General features: G+C 72.6%; 16 protein-coding genes. 6 read left to right on the forward strand and 10 right to left on the reverse strand.

Going from position 1 to position 18,143, the window contains the following annotated elements:
* Positions 1 to 193 precede the first annotated feature (193 nt).
* From ACLBYG_RS16430 to ACLBYG_RS16440, 3 genes are all read left to right on the forward strand, one after another.
* Positions 194 to 1,321 (forward strand): acyltransferase family protein, encoded by a 1,128-nt coding sequence (locus ACLBYG_RS16430; protein ID WP_447682094.1) that lies wholly within the window; start codon positions 194 to 196, stop codon positions 1,319 to 1,321.
* Between the two features lie 105 nt (positions 1,322 to 1,426).
* Complete coding sequence (gene pepN, locus ACLBYG_RS16435) at positions 1,427 to 4,051, forward strand: aminopeptidase N (protein ID WP_447682095.1); 2,625 nt, start codon at positions 1,427 to 1,429, stop codon at positions 4,049 to 4,051.
* A gap of 253 nt (positions 4,052 to 4,304) precedes the next feature.
* Positions 4,305 to 6,599 (forward strand): PAS domain-containing sensor histidine kinase, encoded by a 2,295-nt coding sequence (locus ACLBYG_RS16440; protein WP_447682096.1) that lies wholly within the window; start codon positions 4,305 to 4,307, stop codon positions 6,597 to 6,599.
* 10 nt (positions 6,600 to 6,609) lie between these two features.
* Here ACLBYG_RS16440 and ACLBYG_RS16445 read toward each other — a convergent pair whose 3' ends face one another.
* Positions 6,610 to 6,864, reverse strand: coding sequence for a hypothetical protein (locus ACLBYG_RS16445; protein WP_026605077.1), 255 nt, complete (start codon positions 6,862 to 6,864; stop codon positions 6,610 to 6,612).
* 169 nt (positions 6,865 to 7,033) lie between these two features.
* Here ACLBYG_RS16445 and ACLBYG_RS16450 point away from each other — a divergent pair, with 169 nt between their 5' ends.
* Positions 7,034 to 7,318, forward strand: a complete 285-nt coding sequence (locus tag ACLBYG_RS16450; RefSeq protein WP_020094113.1) for a hypothetical protein — start codon at positions 7,034 to 7,036, stop codon at positions 7,316 to 7,318.
* A 155-nt stretch (positions 7,319 to 7,473) separates the two neighbouring features.
* Here the strand turns inward: ACLBYG_RS16450 and ACLBYG_RS16455 are convergent, their stop codons facing one another.
* Genes ACLBYG_RS16455 through ACLBYG_RS16470 form a run of 4 tightly spaced genes read right to left on the reverse strand, consistent with a single transcriptional unit; the run spans position 7,474 to position 11,937 of the window.
* Complete coding sequence (locus ACLBYG_RS16455; RefSeq protein ID WP_447682097.1) at positions 7,474 to 8,613, reverse strand: GNAT family N-acetyltransferase; 1,140 nt, start codon at positions 8,611 to 8,613, stop codon at positions 7,474 to 7,476.
* Positions 8,610 to 9,950 carry a lipopolysaccharide biosynthesis protein gene (locus ACLBYG_RS16460; RefSeq protein ID WP_447682098.1) on the reverse strand — a complete coding sequence of 447 codons (1,341 nt, stop codon included), beginning with the start codon at positions 9,948 to 9,950 and terminating at the stop codon, positions 8,610 to 8,612. Before ACLBYG_RS16460 ends, ACLBYG_RS16455 begins: the two co-directional genes overlap by 4 nt.
* A gap of 56 nt (positions 9,951 to 10,006) precedes the next feature.
* Positions 10,007 to 10,879, reverse strand: a complete 873-nt coding sequence (locus tag ACLBYG_RS16465; protein WP_020094110.1) for an SGNH/GDSL hydrolase family protein — start codon at positions 10,877 to 10,879, stop codon at positions 10,007 to 10,009.
* Positions 10,840 to 11,937 (reverse strand): OpgC family protein, encoded by a 1,098-nt coding sequence (locus ACLBYG_RS16470; RefSeq protein ID WP_447682099.1) that lies wholly within the window; start codon positions 11,935 to 11,937, stop codon positions 10,840 to 10,842. The genes ACLBYG_RS16465 and ACLBYG_RS16470 overlap by 40 nt, the downstream gene beginning before the upstream one ends.
* Positions 11,938 to 12,106: 169 nt before the next feature.
* Between ACLBYG_RS16470 and ACLBYG_RS16475 the strand changes: the two genes are divergently transcribed.
* Positions 12,107 to 12,373 (forward strand): hypothetical protein, encoded by a 267-nt coding sequence (locus ACLBYG_RS16475; RefSeq protein WP_447682100.1) that lies wholly within the window; start codon positions 12,107 to 12,109, stop codon positions 12,371 to 12,373.
* 42 nt (positions 12,374 to 12,415) lie between these two features.
* Here the strand turns inward: ACLBYG_RS16475 and rfbA are convergent, their stop codons facing one another.
* The 4 genes from rfbA to rfbC all read right to left on the reverse strand — a co-directional run bounded on the left by rfbA (position 12,416) and on the right by rfbC (position 15,911).
* Positions 12,416 to 13,315 carry a glucose-1-phosphate thymidylyltransferase RfbA gene (rfbA, locus tag ACLBYG_RS16480; RefSeq protein WP_056534087.1) on the reverse strand — a complete coding sequence of 300 codons (900 nt, stop codon included), beginning with the start codon at positions 13,313 to 13,315 and terminating at the stop codon, positions 12,416 to 12,418.
* Positions 13,312 to 14,217, reverse strand: coding sequence for a dTDP-4-dehydrorhamnose reductase (gene rfbD / locus ACLBYG_RS16485; RefSeq protein ID WP_447682101.1), 906 nt, complete (start codon positions 14,215 to 14,217; stop codon positions 13,312 to 13,314). Before rfbD ends, rfbA begins: the two co-directional genes overlap by 4 nt.
* On the reverse strand, positions 14,217 to 15,266 hold the full coding sequence (gene rfbB, locus ACLBYG_RS16490; protein ID WP_331298936.1) for a dTDP-glucose 4,6-dehydratase: 1,050 nt from the start codon (positions 15,264 to 15,266) through the stop codon (positions 14,217 to 14,219). The genes rfbD and rfbB overlap by 1 nt, the downstream gene beginning before the upstream one ends.
* Positions 15,267 to 15,359: 93 nt before the next feature.
* Positions 15,360 to 15,911 (reverse strand): dTDP-4-dehydrorhamnose 3,5-epimerase, encoded by a 552-nt coding sequence (rfbC, locus tag ACLBYG_RS16495; protein ID WP_020094104.1) that lies wholly within the window; start codon positions 15,909 to 15,911, stop codon positions 15,360 to 15,362.
* Between the two features lie 175 nt (positions 15,912 to 16,086).
* Between rfbC and ACLBYG_RS16500 the strand changes: the two genes are divergently transcribed.
* Positions 16,087 to 16,998, forward strand: coding sequence for a DUF6925 family protein (locus ACLBYG_RS16500; protein ID WP_447682102.1), 912 nt, complete (start codon positions 16,087 to 16,089; stop codon positions 16,996 to 16,998).
* A 282-nt stretch (positions 16,999 to 17,280) separates the two neighbouring features.
* Here the strand turns inward: ACLBYG_RS16500 and queE are convergent, their stop codons facing one another.
* Complete coding sequence (gene queE, locus ACLBYG_RS16505; protein WP_447682113.1) at positions 17,281 to 17,913, reverse strand: 7-carboxy-7-deazaguanine synthase; 633 nt, start codon at positions 17,911 to 17,913, stop codon at positions 17,281 to 17,283.
* Positions 17,914 to 18,143: the final 230 nt, after the last annotated feature.

Below are 18,143 nucleotides of genomic sequence, written 5' to 3' on the forward strand. Positions count from 1 at the left end.
TCGGCCCCGCCGCGAACTCTCGATCCGCCGGAGGAAAGACCCTTCGGCCGAAAGTATGGGCGCGTCTTACCCAGCAAGATGTAGCCCAGCCGCGACGGATTGGTCTTACTCGGTGGGATGATGAGAGCGGTTTCGAACGTCGGGGGCCGTGATGAGGACGCGGGGATCCGAGGGCGGCAGGCATGATGCACAGATGATCGGTCTCGATGCGGCACGATTCCTAGCCGCAATGCTGGTCATGGTCTTTCATCTCGGCGCCTACGCGTGGCAGGCGCCGCTCTCGACGGCCGGGCGCGCCTTCGACTCCGCCGCAGCTTACCCCGGCCTTTTCGCCTGGACGTGGTTCGGATGGATCGGGGTCGAGTTGTTCTTCGTCATCTCGGGCTTCGTGATCGCCTACTCGGCCGAGCACGCGACCGCGCGCGCCTTCCTGCGCAGCCGCATCCTGCGCCTCGTGCCGGCGGTCTGGATCTGCGCCACGCTCACCGCCCTGGTCTCGCTCGCCATCGGCCGCATGGGGTCCGGTCGGCACGTGCTGCGGGCCTATCTCGACTGCGTCCTGTTCGTTCCGGTCGAGCCGTGGCTGGACGGCGTCTACTGGACCCTCGGCGTGGAGATCGCCTTCTACGCACTCGTCTTCGCGCTGCTGCGGCTCGGGCGATTCCGGAGCATCAGCCCGGTCTGCGCCGTGGTCGGCGGTGTGAGCACCCTCTTCTGGGTCGCGACCTTGGCCGTGCCGAACCTCCCCGCCCTGGCGGCGAACCGCGCGGCCGAGCTGACGCTCCTGCGCCACGGCTGCTTCTTCGCGCTCGGCGTCTTCCTGTGGTTGTCGCTCGTCAAGGGGCCGACGGCCGGTCGGCTCTGCGTGATCGCCGTCTGCGCCGTCGGGGCGCTCGTCGAGATCGGTGACGCGGCCGGGTCGTTCCTGTTCCAGATGGGCCGCAGCGAGGATCCGCTCCTCCCGCGCCTCGTCTTCGCGGGCTGCGTCCTGATGATCGTGGCCAGCGTGCGCGGCAACGCGTGGCTCCGCGCGCGGCTCGGCGAGCGGGGCTGCGCGCTGGCCCGACGGCTCGGACTGATGACCTACCCGCTCTACCTCCTGCACAACGTCAACGGAGCCGCCCTGATCCACCGCCTCGTCGGCGGCGGGGTTCCGCCCTACGCGGCGCTCGTGGCCGCGTGCTGCGCCATGCTCCTGCTGAGCTACGCCGTGATGCGCTGGGCCGAGCCGTTCGTCCGCGCCCGCCTGTCCGCCACGCTCGACAGGGTCGGCCTCGAGCGGCCGCTCCGCGCGGAAGGACGCCCCGCCCCCGGGCTCTGAGCCGGGCGAGGACCGCGCCACGCCGGCCGTTTCGACGGCTCCGATCGTTGCACCGCGCGCTCCGAGGGACCAGAACGGACCCGCCCCGCACCCGGAGTGAGCCGAATGCGCACCGAGACGCCGCCGCTGATCCGCCTCGAGGAATACCGGCACAGCGACTACCTGATCGATCGCGTCGACCTCGACATCCGTCTCGACCCGCACGCGACCCGCATCGACGCGACGCTGACGCTGCGGCCGAACCCGGCCGGCGTGCCGGCGGCGCCGCTCACCCTCGACGGCGACGATCTCCGGCTGGTCTCGGTCGCGCTCGACGGCGCGCCGCTGGCGCCCGACGCCTACGCGGCGACGCCGTCCGGCCTCATCCTCCGCGATCCGCCGCAGCGGCCCTTCGCGCTGCGCCTCGTCACGGAGGTGGATCCGACCGTCAACACGAAGCTGATGGGCCTCTACCGGTCGAACGGCGTCTACTGCACCCAGTGCGAGGCGGACGGCTTCCGCCGGATCACCTACTTCCTCGATCGGCCGGACGTACTGTCGGTCTACACCACGCGCATCGAGGCCGACCGGGCCGAGGCGCCGGTCCTGCTCGGCAACGGCAATCCCGTCGAGACCGGCGCGGCCGGGCCGGACCGCCACTTCGCGATCTGGCACGATCCCCACCCGAAGCCCGCCTACCTGTTCGCCCTCGTGGGCGGCCGGCTCGGGAAGGTCGAGACGCGCTTCACCACGATGGAGGGCCGCCCCGTCACCTGCGCGGTCTACGTCGAGCCCGGCAAGGAAGACCGGGCGGGCTACGCCCTCGACGCCGTCATCCGCTCCATGGCCTGGGACGAGACCGCCTTCGGCCGCGCCTACGACCTCGACGTGTTCAACGTCGTCGCGGTGTCCGACTTCAACATGGGCGCCATGGAGAACAAGGGCCTCAACATCTTCAACGACAAATACGTCCTGGCGAGTCCCGAGACCGCGACCGACGGCGACTACGCGGCGATCGAGGCGATCATCGCGCACGAGTACTTCCACAACTGGTCTGGCAATCGCGTCACGTGCCGGGACTGGTTCCAGCTCTGCCTGAAGGAGGGTCTCACGGTCTTCCGAGACCAGGAATTCTCCTCCGACATGCGCTCCCGGCCGGTGCACCGCATCGCCGAGGTGCGCTCCCTGCGGGCGCGCCAGTTCCCCGAGGATGCCGGGCCGCTGCGGCACCCGGTGCGGCCGCGGGCCTACGCGGAGATCAACAACTTCTACACGGCGACCGTCTACGACAAGGGCGCCGAGATCGTCCGGATGCTGCGGACGCTGATCGGTCCCGAGGCCTTCCGGGCCGGCATGGACCGGTACTACGCCGACAATGACGGCCGCGCCGCCACCGTCGAGGACTTCCTGGCGGCCTTCGCGGCGGTGACCGGGCGCGATCTCGGCGCCTTCGCCCGCTGGTACGAGCGTCCCGGCACGCCCCGCCTCGCCGTCGCGGCCGCGTACGATCCGGCCGCCGCCCGCTACACCCTCCGGTTCGCCCAGAGCCTGCCCGGCGGCGGCGGGGAGTCCGACGGGCCGCCCCTGGTGATCCCCGTGGCCCTCGGGCTGGTCGGGGCGTCCGGGCCGCTGACGGCGGCGACCTGCCCGGACGTGCGGGACGGCGTCTACGTGCTCGACCGCCCCGAGGCCGAGATCGTGTTCGACGCGGTCGCCGAGGAGCCGGTCCCCTCGCTCCTGCGCGACTTCTCCGCCCCGGTGCGGCTCGACCTCGCCCTGACCGACGCGCAGCGGATGCGGCTCCTCGCGCAGGACAGCGACCCGTTCAACCGCTGGCAGGCCGCGCAGGACGTCGCTTTGCGGCTGATCCTCGAGCCAGACGCCGATCGGACGGAGGCGTTCGCCGCGGCACTCGGCCAGTTCCTCGAAGACGAGGCCCTGGCCGACCCGGCCTTCGCGGCCCTGGTCCTGGCGCTGCCGAGCGAGGGCGAGGCCGCCGACGCGGTGCCGGCCGACGTGGATCCCGACGCGATCCACCGGGCGCGATTCAACCTGCGGGCGCGTCTGGGCCAGGCCCTGCGGCCGCGGCTCGAATCGATCGACGCGGCGCTCGCGCCGGTGGCCGGTGCGCCCTACAGCCCCGACGCCGCCTCGGCGGGGCGCCGGTCGCTCCGCAACGCGGCCCTCGACCTGATCGCCGCCGGCGATCCCCGGGAGGGGGCCGCCCGCGCCGCCGCGCAGCTGGCCGAGGCGACCAACATGACCGACCGGCTCGCGGCCCTCGGCACGCTGGCGCTGATCCCGGGAGAGACCCGCGAGGCCGCCTTCGCGGAGTTCGCGGCCCGCTACGCCGACGAGCCACTGGTCCTCGACAAGTGGTTCGCCCTCCAGGCCCAGATCCCCGAGCCCGGCACCCTCGACCGGATCGCGCGGCTGCAGGAACACCCGGCCTTCACCATGACCAACCCGAACCGCGTGCGGGCGCTGATCGGGAGCTTCGCGTTCGGCAACCCGACCCAGTTCGCCCGGCGGGACGGGGCGGGATTCGCCCGCGTGACCGAGACGGTCGCGGCGCTCGATTCGACCAACCCACAGGTGGCCGCACGGCTCCTCACGGCCTTCGGATCCTGGCGCCGGCTGGAAAAATCACGCGGCGCCAAAGCGGTCGAAATGCTGAATGGGATCAAGGCGATCCCGGGGCTTTCCCGGGACACCGCCGACATCCTCGCGCGCACCCTCGGAGGCGGCTAACCGTCTGAACCTGCGGTAGAAATCGATTCTCGGGCTCCCAGGCAACACCTGGGTTCCGTCAAGCCCTTATGGTAAAAAATCCGTGGACAAACTGCCCCCCGAAGTGATTGTATTCAGTCAGATTCGGGGGGCCTTCGGGGGCCGGGTGCCCACACCGGATCACAGTTCCCACGGGCGAGGTTCGGCCATGCCGGAGGCGGCTTCCGCTTCCTTCTCCGCGCGTGCGGATTCGAGTCTCACGATCTCGTGGCCCATGCGGAGCCGGGATCCGCGGCTCGGCCAGGCCGAGCGCTGGCTGCGCTACGCCGTGCCGGGAACGCTCGCGGTGTTCCTGGCCTGCCTCGTCGGGCTCGCCACCCTCCATATCCAGGGCCAGCGTGCCGAGATCCTGGCGGGCGCGAAGGCCGAGGTCGAAGGCTTCGCCCGTCTGGCCGCGCGGGCGGTGGATCCGGCCGGCACCGTGGCGGAGGACCTGCGCGCCCTGATGCCCGAGAGCGAGCGGCATCCCGGCCGCCGCCTGCTGGTGGTCCGCCCCGACACCCGCATCGTCGCCGCCCATCCGCCGCTGCCGGCCGACCGCACGACCCTCTCGGCGGTGCTCGGCGAGAGCGAGCCGCTCTCCGGCCTCGGCGAGCGCGCCGGCGCGATGGCCCTCGAGCTTCCCGGCGGCGAGAGCGTGCTCGCCGCGGTGCACAGCCTGCCCGGCGGCGCGGGACAGGTGGCGGTGCTCCAGCCCATCGAGCCGCTGCTGCGCGGCTGGAGCGCCCGGACCCGCGACCAGATCGTCCTGATCGCCGCCGCCGCGATCGTGATCGTCGGAGTCGGACTGGCCTACGGCCTGCAGACCCGCCAGGCCGCCCGCGCCGACCGGGCCCGCGAGCAGATCCGCGGCCGCCTGGAGACCGCCCTGCGCCGGGGCGCCTGCGGGTTGTGGGACTGGGACATCGCGCGCGGCCGGATCTACTGGTCCGATTCGATGTACACGCTGCTCGGCTACAGGCGGCAGCACGAGTACCTCTCGTTCGGGGACGTCAACGGCCTGGTCCATCCCGACGACGGCGACCTGTACAGCCTCGCCCGGGGGCTCGCGGCCAACCAGACGCATATCGATCACGCCTTCCGCATGCGCGGCGCCGACGGGTCCTACGTCTGGCTGCGCGCCCGCGCGGAGGTCGTGGCCGACGCCGCCGACGGCGGCCGCCACCTCGTCGGCATCGCCAACGACATCAGCGAGCAGCGGGCCCTGGAGGAGACCAACGCCGCGGCCGACATGCGCCTGCGCGACGCCGTCGAGGCGATCTCGGAAGCCTTCGTGCTCTGGGATACCGGCAACCGCCTGGTCCTGTGCAATTCGAAATTCCGCCACCTCCACGCCCTGAGCCCCGAGGATGCGCAGGCGGGCCGGAGCTACACGGACGTGATGGGACGCGGCGTGCTGCCCCAGGTCCGGCGGGAATCGCCCGAGGCCGGGATGGCGCTGACCGACATGGCCGCCCGCACCTTCGAGGCGGAACTCGCCGACGGCCGCTGGCTGCAGATCAGCGAGCGGCGCACGAAGGACGGGGGCTACGTGTCGGTCGGGACCGACATCACCAGCCTGAAGCGCAACCAGGAGCAGCTCCTCGCCTCCGAGCGCGAGCTGATCGAGACCGTCAAGGACCTCAAACGGTCCCGCCGCACCCTCGAACTCCAGACCCAGCAGCTCGCGGACCTCGCCGAGCGCTACCTCGACCAGAAGGCGGCCGCCGAGGCGGCCAACCAGGCCAAGGCCGAGTTCCTGGCCAATATGAGCCACGAGCTGCGCACGCCGCTCAACGCCATCATCGGCTTCGCCGACGTGATGGAGAACGCGGTTCTCGGGCCGCTCGGCACCCCGCGCTACACCGAGTATTGCCGCGACATCCGCGAGAGCGGTTCACACCTGCTGTCCATGATCGACGACATCCTCGACATGGCCCGGCTCGAGGCCCGGCGCGTGCGCCTGAGCCCCAGGGCGATCTCCGCCGAGACCGCGATCAGCGCGGCCCTCGCGCCCGTCGAGGCGGCCGCCCGCGAGAAGGCGATCACCGTCAGCGTCGACGTCGTGCCCGGCCTCGAGCTGCTGGCCGATCCGCAGGCGATCCGGCAGATCCTCGCCAACCTCGTGCAGAACGCCGTGAAGTTCACGCCCGCCGGCGGCCGCGTCGCCGTCCGGGGCCGCCGCGCCGGCGCGTGCACCCACCTCTATATCGAGGACAACGGCATCGGCATCCCGACTTCCGACCTCGCCCGCCTCGGCCGGCCCTTCACGCAGGTCGAGCGGCAGATGACCCGGTGCCACAAGGGTTCGGGCCTGGGCCTCGCCATCACCCGCTCGATGGTCGAGCTCCACGGCGGCTCGCTCCGGATCCGCTCCGAGGAGACGGTGGGCACCATCGTGCTCGTCCGCCTGCCGGCCACGCCGGCCGAGCGCGAGGCCAACTTTCCGGCCGGCTCGGCCCCTTCCGCGACGGCCGATTCCACGATTGTCAGGCGCGAGGCGCCGCGGGCGGGCCGTTCCGCCGCCTGAGCGGGACCGTTCACGGACGCGGATCGAGCCCGCCGCGGCGTGCGAGGCGGCCCTGTTCCGCGTGCCAGCGCGCGTCCGCGACGGCGCGTGCCAGGCGCCGGATGCGCCAGCGCCGGTACAGCGACAGGACCGGGTTGCCGCCGAGACCGGCCTGATGCCGGCTCAGGCGTCGCAGCAGGTCCGGCAGCTGCGCCGAGGCCGCCTCGCCCGTGGCGATGTCGATGGCCCGCATTTCCGCCCGGAGCCCCGCCTTCCAGTCGTCCATGACGCCCGCCTCCGCGATCATCGCCCGCCCCCGCGGCCGGCCGGAATTCCCAACAGCCCGCCCGCCGTCTCGCCCGCGGCATGAGTACACGCCGGAAAACCCTCCGTTCCGGATCCGGGTTTGCCCCGCAGGTGGTCCGCCCGGCGGACCGGACTGGAGGATACGGCCGATGCGATCCAGGACAACGTACCGCTGCACGCTGGCGCTCCTGCTCGGGCTCGCCGCCGGGCCCGCGCTCGCCCAGAGCACGGGCTACGTCACGGGTTTCCCGGGCAAGGATCCCGCGGGCGACGAGGAGATCGGCTGGGGGCCGGCCTACCGGCCCGAGACGAGCTTCGCGCAGCCCGGCACGCCGCCGACCCCCGGCGCGATCGCCGGCCGCGCCTATCGTGCCCGGACCGGGCACGGCGTCTACGATCGGGTGCAGGGCGACGGTCTGTACCGGGGCCGGTAGTCCCGCTCACGCCCGATGCGCGACGGCGGCGATGATCGGGCCAGAGCCGAGCGAGGCGCGATACCCCTCTCCCGTGCTGGAGAGGGGCACGGCGCGGATGTCTCGACCGGGATCAGCGGCTCCGTCCACGCTCTCGAACCCGACCGGGACCGGCCCTAGCGCCGCCGCAGGGCCCGCTTCGCGGCCGCGCGCGCGTCCCGCTCGAACCGGGCGAGCCGGAGGCGCCGCTCCAGCGAGATGACCTGTCGACCGGGCGGGACCGCGATGATCTCGGCGACCGGAACCCGGTCGCGGTAGAGACCTTCCAGCGCCGATCCTTCCAGCGTCGCCGAGTCGAGCCGGTCGGCGAAGCCGGTCTCGTGGCAGGCCCGCACGATCTCGGCCTCGAGCAGCAGGCCCGGGGCGTGGCCGCGCAGATCCTCGTCGTAGGCGGTCTTCAGCAGGGTCGCGGTGCCGCCGCTGACCAGGGCGAGGCTGACGGCGACAGGCCGGCCGTCGAGGGTCAGCGCGTCGGCCCGGACGGCGACCGGGCCCGGAACCGCGGTGAACAGCGCCTCGGCCAGCGCGGCGCTCTCGGGCCGGCAGGCCATGGCGGTGCCGGCCTGCCCCTTCCAGCCGGCGCGCTCCAGGTCGAGGAAGGCCGCGACGAGGCGGGCGAGATCCGATCCGCCCGTGGCGCACGCGTGGGCGACGGTTCCGGTCTCCGACAGGCGGCGCGCCCGGCGGCGCAGATCCTTGAAGCGCGCCCGGCCGGGATGGTCGGCGAGGAACGCCGCGTGGTCGGCGCGCCGGTCCATGACCGGGCGGTCGAAGCCCGCCACCGTGCCGATGGCCCAGCCGCGCGCGCGCATCGCCGCGAGCATCTCCGGCACGGCGCCCTCCCCGGTCGGCAGCAGCGGCCAGCGCCAGGGGCATCCGCCGGAGGCGGCCTCGAGGCCGGCCACCAGGGCCAGCGCGTGCGCGGCCCGGTCCGGACCGTCGGCGACCAGGGGAGCCGTGGCGGTCACGTAAGGCGAGAGGAAGGGCCGCAGGACCCGGCCGCCGAGGCCCGTCAGGTCCCGGGCCTCACGGTACGGGAGCAGCCCGACGAGACGGTCGCCCGCGCGGACCGTGACGTAGCGGAGGGCCGCCGGCAGCAGCCCGGCGGTCCGATGGGCCTCGATGACGTGCCGGGAGAAGTGCGGGTGCGCCGCGGCGCCCGCCGCGACCAGCGCGTCCCAGGCCTCCGGCTCCGGCGCGTCGCCGAGGGTGACGACGGCTCCGGACGGCGCGCGGAGGGGGCTCGCCGGGATCATCGGACCGCTCCGGCGGCCCAGACCGGGGTCGGCAACCCGTGGATCCGCCCCGCGGCGCGCGCGAGCAGGGCGGCCCGGCCCACGCTCGCCACCGCGACCGCCACGGCCGCGCCGAGCGTCCCGAGCGCCGGGACCAGGGCGAGGCACAGGCCGGCGGCGGCGAGGAGACTCCCCGCCGTGATGCCGGCACAGAGCCGCTCCCCGCCCAGCATGGTCAGCAGATCCTCGCCCGGGCCGAACAGGCTCGCCCCGACGCTGCCGGCGATCAGGATGCACAGGATCGGAACGCTGTCGCCGAGACCCGGCCCGAACATGGCCAGCAGCAGGGGGCTGACGGCCAAGATCGCGCCGCCGACCACGAGCGTCGCGGCCGCCGTGAGGCGGCCCTGGCGCCGGACCAGCTCGGCGAGGAGGAAGCGGTTGGCCTGCGCATGGGCGGCGCTGTAGCGCTGGAGCGTCGCCGCGCTGACCGCGTAGTGCACGAACACCACGAATTGCTGGATGCGGGTCGCCGCGAAGTAGATCCCGACCTCGGCCGGGCTCACCAGGGCGCCGAGCACGATCACGTCGACGAAGGTGAAGCCGGCATTGGCGAGGTCGATCGCGGCGATCGGCAGGCCCGTGCCGAGCCACGTGCGCCACCGGTAGCGGTGCGGCCCGGCCGGCAGCTCCCGCCGGAGCCGCGCGGCGAGGAGGGCGGCCTGCAGGGCGGTCGCGACCGCGGCGGCGACCAGCATGCAGGCCATCGCGACCTCGGCCCGGGGCGGCGCGCCGAGCAGGATCGCCGCGACCATGCAGGCCATCATCAGGGTCTGGCGCAGCAGGTAGGGCGGCGCGATGGCGAGCCCGACCCAGTTCTGGCTGCGCGCCACGCCCTCGAGGTAGTCCTGGAGCGCGAAGAGCGGCATCACGCAGAGCGCGACCAGGATCGGTGCCCAGTAGGCGGGGGCGAACAGGTCCGGCTCGAGCACGAGCAGCGCCGCGCCGAGGCAGGCGACGGCGAGCGCCGCTCCGCCGGTCACGAGGGCGCCGGCCCGGATGTAGCCGCGCGCGAGGTCGAGGTCGCCCTGCGCCTGGTCGCCCGGCACGAACCGGCAGGCGCCCTGCGAGAGGCCGAGGGTCAGGGTGTGGCCCAGCATCGCGGTCCAGACCCAGACCGACGCGAAGATCCCGTAGGCGTCCCAGCCCATCAGCCGCGCCGCGAGCACCTGGGCGCCGTAGGCGAAGCCGGCCGACCCCACGCGGATCGCGAAGACCGTCAGGGCCGCCCGCTGCGGGCCGCTGCGCAGCGCCCGGAGGTGCCGGAGCGCGAGGACAGGGAGGGCCGTGGCTGACACTACGCGCTCCGCGCCGGTCCCGAACTCGGCGGGAGGCCGATCTCTGGCCGTCCGGTCTAGCCCGGGGCGCGTTGCGGCTCGGTTAAGGGCGGCTGGGCCGGGGCCGCCTTGGGCTCCTTGGGCGCCTCGGTCCGCATCAGCGAGGTGGCGATCGTCAGCGCCACGTGCTCGGCCATGCAGCGCAGGCCGAGGTCGTTGAGCCGGAACTGGCGGCCGAGCATGTGACCCTCGCCCTTGTCGCTGCGGCGCGACAGGTACTGCAGGGCCTCGTAGCGCCGGACCAGCGGCACGCCCTGCTGGGTCGCGACGCTCCGGACGGCCTCGACGATCCGGTTGTAGTCGACGTCGGCCGCCATGCTGGCCGTGTAGATCGGGTCGACCAGCACCACGTCGATCCCGTGGGACCGCATCCAGCCCACGGCCTCGGCCAGCGCGCTCGCGAAGGCGTCCACGTCGACGCGGGCGATGGCGTCGTGGGTGCCGACCTGCCAGACGACGAGGTCGGGCTCGGCCTCGGCCACCATGGTGCGCAGGCGCTCGGCGGCCCCGGAGGCGATCTCGCCCGGCAGGCCGCGGTGGTCGATCACGACGTCGACCTTCGGCAGGGCGTGTTCCAGGGCGGCCTCGAGCTTGGCCGGGTAGGAGGCCGAGGCGCCCGGCGCCGCGCTGCCGCCGATCGCCAGGATCTTGAGCGGTCGGTTCTCCGCCAGCGCCGCCTTGACGGCGCCGAGCTGGGCGACGCTGTAGAGCTGCGCCCCCGGGACCCGGCATTCCTGCGACAGGGCCGGATCGTCCGCCACGGGGCCGGCGGCCTGCTCGGCCGCGGCCGCGCCGCCGGCGGGGCCCGACAGCAGGAGCACGGCCAGCGCCGCGGCGAGCCGGGCCCGCGTCATGCGCGGGGTCGCGACGATCTGCTGCGGCTGCGCCATTCGACGAACCATGCCGTAAACCCCAGCCCGACGAGGCCCGAGCCGGCGACCAGCATATCGATCAGCGCGCCGCCGCCCGTCTGGAAACGCACGAGCTGTCCGATCAGGCTCAGGATCGAGCCCATCGAGAACACAGCCAGTGAATTCCGGCCCATCTGACTCAGATAACCGACGACGCGGCCGATTCGGGGGGCGAGCACCGCGTAAAGCGGTGCAAACGCTAACAATACCCCCAGGAAATGAACCAGTCGCGCCGGGGTCAGGTAAGTCTTCTCGAACGTGAACAGCAGGCGCGGCTCCGGAACGAGCATCGGATCCGGGCGGATCTCCGTCACGGCGAGCACGATCCCGAGCACAACGATCACGACGCCCGCCGGGATCAGGCGCCGCGACCAGCGGCGCAGGGCGTCGGAGCGGAGGTTCCAGCCCTGCAGGACGAAGCCCAGGACGAGCAGGAGCTGCCAGCAGAGCGGATCGAAGAACCAGTCGCCCTCGCCCGGCCAGGACGGGACGTTCCACCCGAAGACGAGGCTCGCCAGATAGACGCTCACGGACAGTCCCAGGGCCCCGAGCAGGCTGAACCGGCCGACCAGGACGAAGACGGGCGCGATGCCGATCAGCAGCACGTAGAGCGGCAGGATGTTGAAGTAGCCGAGCTGGTAGGTCAGCAGCGCCATCCCGCAGACCGACTGGATCGGGTCCGCGAAGAAGCCGCCGGCATTGTGCCACTCGAGGATCAGCGGGTTGTCGAGCAGCAGCGCCGCCCCCGCGATGATCGCGAGCGCCAGCAGCATCACGGTCAGCTGCGCCCGGTAGACCTCGACGGTGCGGGCGAGGAGCCGCACCACGCTCCGGCCCGGCGGCTCCGGATGGCCGTCGCGCCCGCGGGTGGCGATCCCGATCGACCAGCCCGCCAGGAACACGAACAGCTCGGCCGCGTCCGAGATGCCGTACTGCGAGAAGGTGTAGCGCTCGAAGGTGTTGCCCGGGATGTGGTTGATGAAGATCGTGATCAGGGCGAAGCCGCGCCAGAAGTCGATCGCGTTGGGGTCCCGCATCGTCGCGGCGGCTCCGAGTTTCGACGCATCAGGATGGTGGCGGCGGGAACGCGGCCCCTGATACGGCGCCGCATCGCTTCTGCAAAGGCGAACAAAGGTGGGGATCGCGCGGCCCGATCGAACCGGACGGTCACACCCGCGTTATGGCCCGGCACGGAGTTCCGCACCCATGACCCGCCCCCTCACCGCCCTCGGCCTCGCGATCCTCCTGCCGGTCCTGGCAACCGGCCCCGCGCTGGCTCAGGCCCAGACCGGCACCGGCGGCGGCCCCGCCTCCACGGCGACCGCCCCCAACACCTCGTCGGTCGGCCGCGTCATGCCGCCGAGCCGCGGCGGCGGTGCCGAGACGCCGAACGACCGGCGCGTGCGGACGCCGCGCGAGGCGAAGAACGACAAGCTCATGCGCGGCATCTGCATCGGCTGCGCCCCCCGATAAGGGGGGCGGCGACGGGGCGGCGTCCCCGCGCCGCCGGCGGCGCTACTTGCCGCGGCGCAGGCGCAGGTCGTCCTCGCTCTCGCGGGAGAGGCGCAGCAGGTTCTGCCCGTAGGCGGTCTTGGCGAACATCTCGCCGCGGGCCACGAGCTGGTCGCGGGTGATGAACTTCTGCAGGTAGGCGATCTCCTCCAGACACGCCACCTGCAGGCCCTGCCGGTTCTGCAGGGTGCGGACGAACTCGCTCGCCTCCAGCAGGCTGTCGTGGGTGCCGGTATCCAGCCACGCGTAGCCGCGCGACATGCGCTCCACGTGCAGCTGGCCGCGCTGCAGGTAGGCCTCGTTGACGCTGGTGATCTCCAGCTCGCCCCGGGCCGAGGGCTTCACGTCGGCGGCGATGTCGAGCACCTGGTTGTCGTAGAAGTACAGGCCGGTCACCGCCCAGGTCGATTCCGGGTTCTGCGGCTTCTCGACGATCTTCGTCGGCCGCCCCGACTTGTCGAGGTTGACGACGCCGTAGGCCTGGGGGTTGTCGACGTGGTAGGCGAAGACGGTCGCGCCCTGCTTGCGGCTCGACGCGCGCTCCAGGAGCTCGCCCATGCCGGCGCCGAAGAACAGGTTGTCGCCGAGGATCAGCGCCACGTCGTCGTCGCCGACGAAGTCGCGCCCGATCACGAAGGCCTGGGCGAGGCCCTCCGGTCGCGGCTGCAGGGCGTAGGAGAACTTGAGGCCGAACTGCTCGCCGGTGCCGAACAGGCGCTTGTAGTTGTCGAGGTGCTCCGGCGACGAGATGATCAGGATCTCGCGGATGCCGGCGAGCATCAGCACCGAGACCGGGTAGTAGATCATCGGCTTGTCGTAGACCGGCAGGAGCTGCTTGTTGATCGACAGCGTGGCCGGGTGCAGGCGCGTGCCGGATCCGCCGGCCAGAACGATGCCCTTCATGGCTTGGAAACTCCCTCTGAGACCGGCCCGACGAGCCGGTCCAGGATGTCGTCGAGCGCCGCCTGCCAGGGCCGCGGCGCGATGCCGTAGGCCTCGTTGAGGCTGTCGGTGGACAGGCGCGAATTGGCCGGCCGCCGGGCCGGTGTCGGGTAGGCGGAGGTCGGGATGCCCTTGACCGGCACGGAGCGCCCGCCGCGCCGGGCCGAGCCCGCCACGATCGCCTCGGCGAAGCCGCACCACGTGGTGTCGCCCCGGTTCACGCAGTGGAACGTGCCGGTCGGCGCCTCCGGATCCGCGGCCATGGCCTGCGCGATCGTCGCGAGGGCCGCGGCGAGGTCGGCGGCCGAGGTCGGGCAGCCGTGCTGATCGTTCACCACGGTCAGGGCGTCGCGCTCGGCCGAGAGCCGCAGCATCGTCTTGACGAAGTTGCCCCGGTGCGGGCTCACCACCCAGGCTGTCCGCACGATGGCGTGGCGCGGGTTGCCGGTGCGCACCGCCAGCTCGCCGGCGGCCTTGCTGGCACCGTAGACGCTCTGCGGGTCGATCGGCGCGTCGGGCGCGTAGGCCCCGTCGGGCTTGGTCCCGGCGAAGACGTAGTCGGTCGAGACGTGCACCAGCGGGATTCGCTTGGCGGCGGTCGCGGCCGCCAGGATCGCCGGGGCCAGCGCGTTGAGGCGCCACGCCGCGACGACGTCGGACTCGGCCTTGTCGACGGCCGTGTAGGCGGCGGTGTTGATCACCGCCCGGTAGTCGCGGGCGGCGAGCGCCGCCGCGACGGCGTCCGCGTCGGTGATGTCGAGATCCGCGCGGCCCGGCGCGTGGACGGTGACGCCGTCCGGCCAAGTCAGGGCCTGCAACTCGGTGCCGACCTGGCCGGCGCCGCCGAGGACGAGGACGTCCATCAGCCGTTGAGCCCCAGGCGCTCGCCCTTGTAGCGGCCCTCGCGGATCGGGCGCCACCAGCCCTCGTTGCCGAGGTACCACGCCACGGTCTCCTCCAGCGCCTGCTCAAAGGTCTTCTGCGGGCGCCAGCCGAGCTCGGTCTCGGCCTTGGTGCAGTCGATCGCGTAGCGCCGGTCATGGCCCGGGCGGTCGGCCACGAAGCTGATCAGCTGCTCGTGCGGCGCGCCCTGCGGGCGCAGCCGGTCGAAGGCGGCGCACAGCGCCTTGACCACCGCGAGGTTGTTGCGCACCGCGCGGCCGCCGAGCAGGTAGGTCTCGCCGATCCGGCCGCGCTCCAGCACGGCCACGAGGCCCTTGGCGTGGTCCTCCACGTGGATCCAGTCGCGCTCGTTCAGGCCGTCGCCGTAGACGGGCAGCTTCTTGCCCTCGAGGGCGTTGAGGATCATCAGCGGGATCAGCTTCTCGGGGAAGTGACGCGGCCCGTAATTGTTCGAGCAGTTGGTCACCAGGACCGGCAGCCCGTAGGTCTCGTGCCACGCGCGGGCGAGGTGGTCGGAGGCGGCCTTCGAGGCCGAGTAGGGCGAGCGCGGATCGTAGCGGCTCTCCTCCGTGAAGAACGCGTCCGGCGGCAGCGAGCCGTAGACCTCGTCGGTCGAGACGTGGAGGAAGCGGAAGGTCTTCCTCTCGGCCTCCGGCAGCGTCTCGTAATGGCCGCGGGCGCCGTCCAGCATGGTCTGCGTGCCGATCACGTTGGTGCGCACGAAGGCGCCCGGGTCGGTGATCGAGCGGTCGACGTGGCTCTCGGCGGCCAGGTGCATCACCGCCTCGGGCTTGAAGTCCGCGTAGGCCTTCTGCACGGCAACGCGGTCGCAGATATCGGCCTCGACCAGGCGATGGCGCGGGTTGTCGGCGAGCGGCGCCAGCGAGACCGGGTTGGCCGCGTAGGTCATCGCGTCGAGGGTGCAGACGTCGTGGCCGAGATCGTTGACGAGGTGCAGCACCAGCGCCGAGCCGATGAAGCCGCAGCCTCCGGTCACCAGGATGCGCATGGCGGATTACCTCTTCGGATCGATCGAGAACTGAGAAAGCCGGGGCAGCCTAAGACCGGCCGTCGTGACAAAATTGCGGCCGGGCCGCGCTCTTCAGAAGACGCGGCCGAGATCGGCGAGCTTCGGCGCCCGGCGATCCTTGTCGGACAGGATCGCCGCCTCGCCGGAGACCGGCCACGGGATCCCGATCGCCGGATCGTTCCAGAACAGCGCCCGGTCGTGCTCGGGGCTGTAGTAGTCGTCGACCTTGTAGGCGACCATGACGTCGGGGGTCAGGGTGCAGAAGCCGTGCGCGAAGCCGTGCGGGATGTAGAGCTGCTCGCCGTTCTCGGCGTCGAGCGTGACGGCGACGTACTTCCCGTAGGTCGGCGAGTCGCTGCGGATGTCGACCGCGACGTCGAGGATCGCGCCCTGCAGCACGCGGATCAGCTTGGCCTGCGCGCGGGGGGCGATCTGGAAGTGCAGGCCGCGGACCGTCCCCTGCGGGGCCGAGAAGGACTGGTTGTCCTGCACGAACGGCGTGGTGATGCCAGCCCGCGCCAGGGTGTCGGCCCGGAAGGTCTCCGAGAACCAGCCCCGCGCGTCGCCGAAGCGCTTCAGGACGATGCGCTTCACGTCCGGGATCTCGGTCTCGATGACGTCCATGCCAGCGCCCTTCTTGCGGATCCCGTCGCGAGGTCCAGCGGACGTCTCCGCGTCGGTCGTTCCGGGTCGCGCGCCCGCCTCGCCGACCACAACCTCGGTGATGCACCGCGACTTCCGGTCATTCGCCGTCCGTGTCAAGGCGTGCGGGCTGCGGTGGCGTGCACGAGGGGAGCCGATGACGGGCGGAGCCGGACCCGCGGTGGGCGGCCTGCTGCGTGCCCAGCTGGCCGATCCGGCCTGCACGTGGAGCCTCGGCGGCTACGGAGCCGCCGCCGTGTTCGCGCGGGAACCCGACGAGCCGGCACGGCCCCTCGAGGACGACGCGATCGGGCTCCGCACGGCCCGCGGCGCGCTCGCGGTCCGGGCGCATCCGGATCTCAGGCCGTTCGCCTACGAGACCGGCTTCGCCGACGGCTGGAGCCAGACGGTCGCGCTCTGCCTTCCCGAGGCCGCCTGCGCGATGGGCCGGCGCACCGTTCTGACCGAACTGGGTCCCGACGAGGCGGCAATCCGGCCGGAGGACCGCGCCGCGCGCCTGTTCGATCTCGACCTCGGTCTGCGCGCCGCGGATGCCTGCATCCGGACCGCCGACCCCGCGCGGATCGCCCGCTTGCGGGCGCTGGCGGGCCGTCCGCTCCTCGCCGCCGGCGCCGCGGCGATGCCGTCCGCTGTCATCTCGGGCCTGGACCAGATCGTCATCACCCGCATCGGTCGTGTCGAGGTCTTCGCGTCGGAGGCCGATCGGGCGGCCGCGGGGCCCGGGCCGCGGTGCCACCTGCTGCCGCAACTCCTGCGACTCGCACGCACGCACGCGGCCACCGCGCCGATCCCGCCGGGTTGGATACCCTGCGGGACGCTGCATCCAGCCCATCCCGCGCGGGACGGGGCCGGGCGACCGGTCCCGTTCGATGCCGGGCGCCAAGCCGCGTTCGGACGCGTCCTCGACCGATGGGGCGATCCCGCGTTAGTGGCCCTGCGCCGCGCTGTGCTGGACGGCCAGGATCCCGATCCGCCGCGCGCGGGCGGACGGTTCGCGCGCTCGGCGATCCGCGCGGCGCGCGCTCAGCGGGGGGCTATCGTCAGGTAGTGCCGTCCCCGATCGCGTCCTGACGGTTCGGAGAGACGGCGATCCCGGTCGAGACAACCGCGCCGTAACCCCCTCTCCCGTGCGGGAGAGGGTCGGGGTGAGGGACGAGAAGCTTCAGGATCAGGCGCGCTCTCGGGTTGCCGACAGGCCGCGACTCGTCCGGATGGCCCTGATCCCTCACCCTGTCCCTCTCCCGCACGGGAGAGGGGACCGGCGCCTCGTGCGGCACCGGCTTGGCGATCACTTCGTCCGAACCCAATCCCGGGACCAAATCCAGGCCTCTCAGGGAATGCCGATCATCTTGTGGGTCTGCAGAGAGAGCCGCCAGCGGGCGTCCCGGCGGCAATAGGCGATCGCCGCCTCGGTGCTGGCGACCCGGTCGGGGCCGTCCATGGGCTGGAGGAAGCGGTGCTGGAAGGCGAGATCCACGAAGGCCGCGGGATCGTTGTCCGCCTGCGGGTAGACGAGCTTCAGCTCGTGGCCTGAGACCTGTGCGAGAGCGTTGCTCCCCTTGGGGCTGACACAGATCCAATCGATCCCCGGGGGCGCCGGCAGCGTGCCGTTGGTCTCGATGGCGATCTCGAACCCGGCCGCGTGGACGGCCTCGATCAGCGGCGTGTCGAGCTGGAGCAGCGGCTCGCCGCCGGTGAAGACAACGTAGCGGTTCGCGGTGCCGCCCGCCCAGGTGGCGGCGATCGCGTCGGCGAGGGAGGCCGCGTCCGCGAAGCGCCCGCCGCCCTCCCCGTCCATCCCGACGAAATCGGTGTCGCAGAACCGGCAGGCCGCGGCGGCGCGATCGGCCTCGCGCCCAGACCAGAGGTTGCATCCGGCGAACCGGCAGAACACGGCGGCACGGCCCGCCTGCGCGCCCTCGCCCTGGAGCGTGTGGAAGATCTCCTTGACCGCGTAAGCCACAACCGTCCCAGTCACCGTCGCGCGCGATCCGGCTTGCGCGCCCGGTCTGCACATAAGCCGTGCCGCCCGCGCGGGCCACCGACAACCGCGCCGTGCAGACCCGCGATGTGATCTCGCCTTGCTCTTGCCACGGTAGGCTCGTTCATGCCGAGATGCAGTCCGGCGACCGCCTTCGGCCGACCGGGCTGCGCCGCTCTCCGGCTGGCCGGCCGGAAATCCGACGCCCCCAG

It is taken from the genome of Methylobacterium sp. D53M, from assembly GCF_053345625.1.

Coding starts and splice junctions, on each gene's coding strand:
- ACLBYG_RS16500 (WP_447682102.1), top strand. CDS start 16,087: ATGACGGGCGGAGCCGGACCCGCGGTGGGCGGCCTGCTGCGTGCCCAG.
- ACLBYG_RS16445 (WP_026605077.1), bottom strand. CDS start 6,864: ATGGACGACTGGAAGGCGGGGCTCCGGGCGGAAATGCGGGCCATCGAC.
- ACLBYG_RS16470 (WP_447682099.1), bottom strand. CDS start 11,937: ATGCGGGACCCCAACGCGATCGACTTCTGGCGCGGCTTCGCCCTGATC.
- ACLBYG_RS16475 (WP_447682100.1), top strand. CDS start 12,107: ATGACCCGCCCCCTCACCGCCCTCGGCCTCGCGATCCTCCTGCCGGTC.
- ACLBYG_RS16465 (WP_020094110.1), bottom strand. CDS start 10,879: ATGGCGCAGCCGCAGCAGATCGTCGCGACCCCGCGCATGACGCGGGCC.
- rfbD (WP_447682101.1), bottom strand. CDS start 14,217: ATGGACGTCCTCGTCCTCGGCGGCGCCGGCCAGGTCGGCACCGAGTTG.
- ACLBYG_RS16430 (WP_447682094.1), top strand. CDS start 194: ATGATCGGTCTCGATGCGGCACGATTCCTAGCCGCAATGCTGGTCATG.
- rfbC (WP_020094104.1), bottom strand. CDS start 15,911: ATGGACGTCATCGAGACCGAGATCCCGGACGTGAAGCGCATCGTCCTG.
- ACLBYG_RS16455 (WP_447682097.1), bottom strand. CDS start 8,613: ATGATCCCGGCGAGCCCCCTCCGCGCGCCGTCCGGAGCCGTCGTCACC.
- ACLBYG_RS16450 (WP_020094113.1), top strand. CDS start 7,034: ATGCGATCCAGGACAACGTACCGCTGCACGCTGGCGCTCCTGCTCGGG.
- ACLBYG_RS16440 (WP_447682096.1), top strand. CDS start 4,305: ATGCGGAGCCGGGATCCGCGGCTCGGCCAGGCCGAGCGCTGGCTGCGC.
- pepN (WP_447682095.1), top strand. CDS start 1,427: ATGCGCACCGAGACGCCGCCGCTGATCCGCCTCGAGGAATACCGGCAC.
- rfbA (WP_056534087.1), bottom strand. CDS start 13,315: ATGAAGGGCATCGTTCTGGCCGGCGGATCCGGCACGCGCCTGCACCCG.
- rfbB (WP_331298936.1), bottom strand. CDS start 15,266: ATGCGCATCCTGGTGACCGGAGGCTGCGGCTTCATCGGCTCGGCGCTG.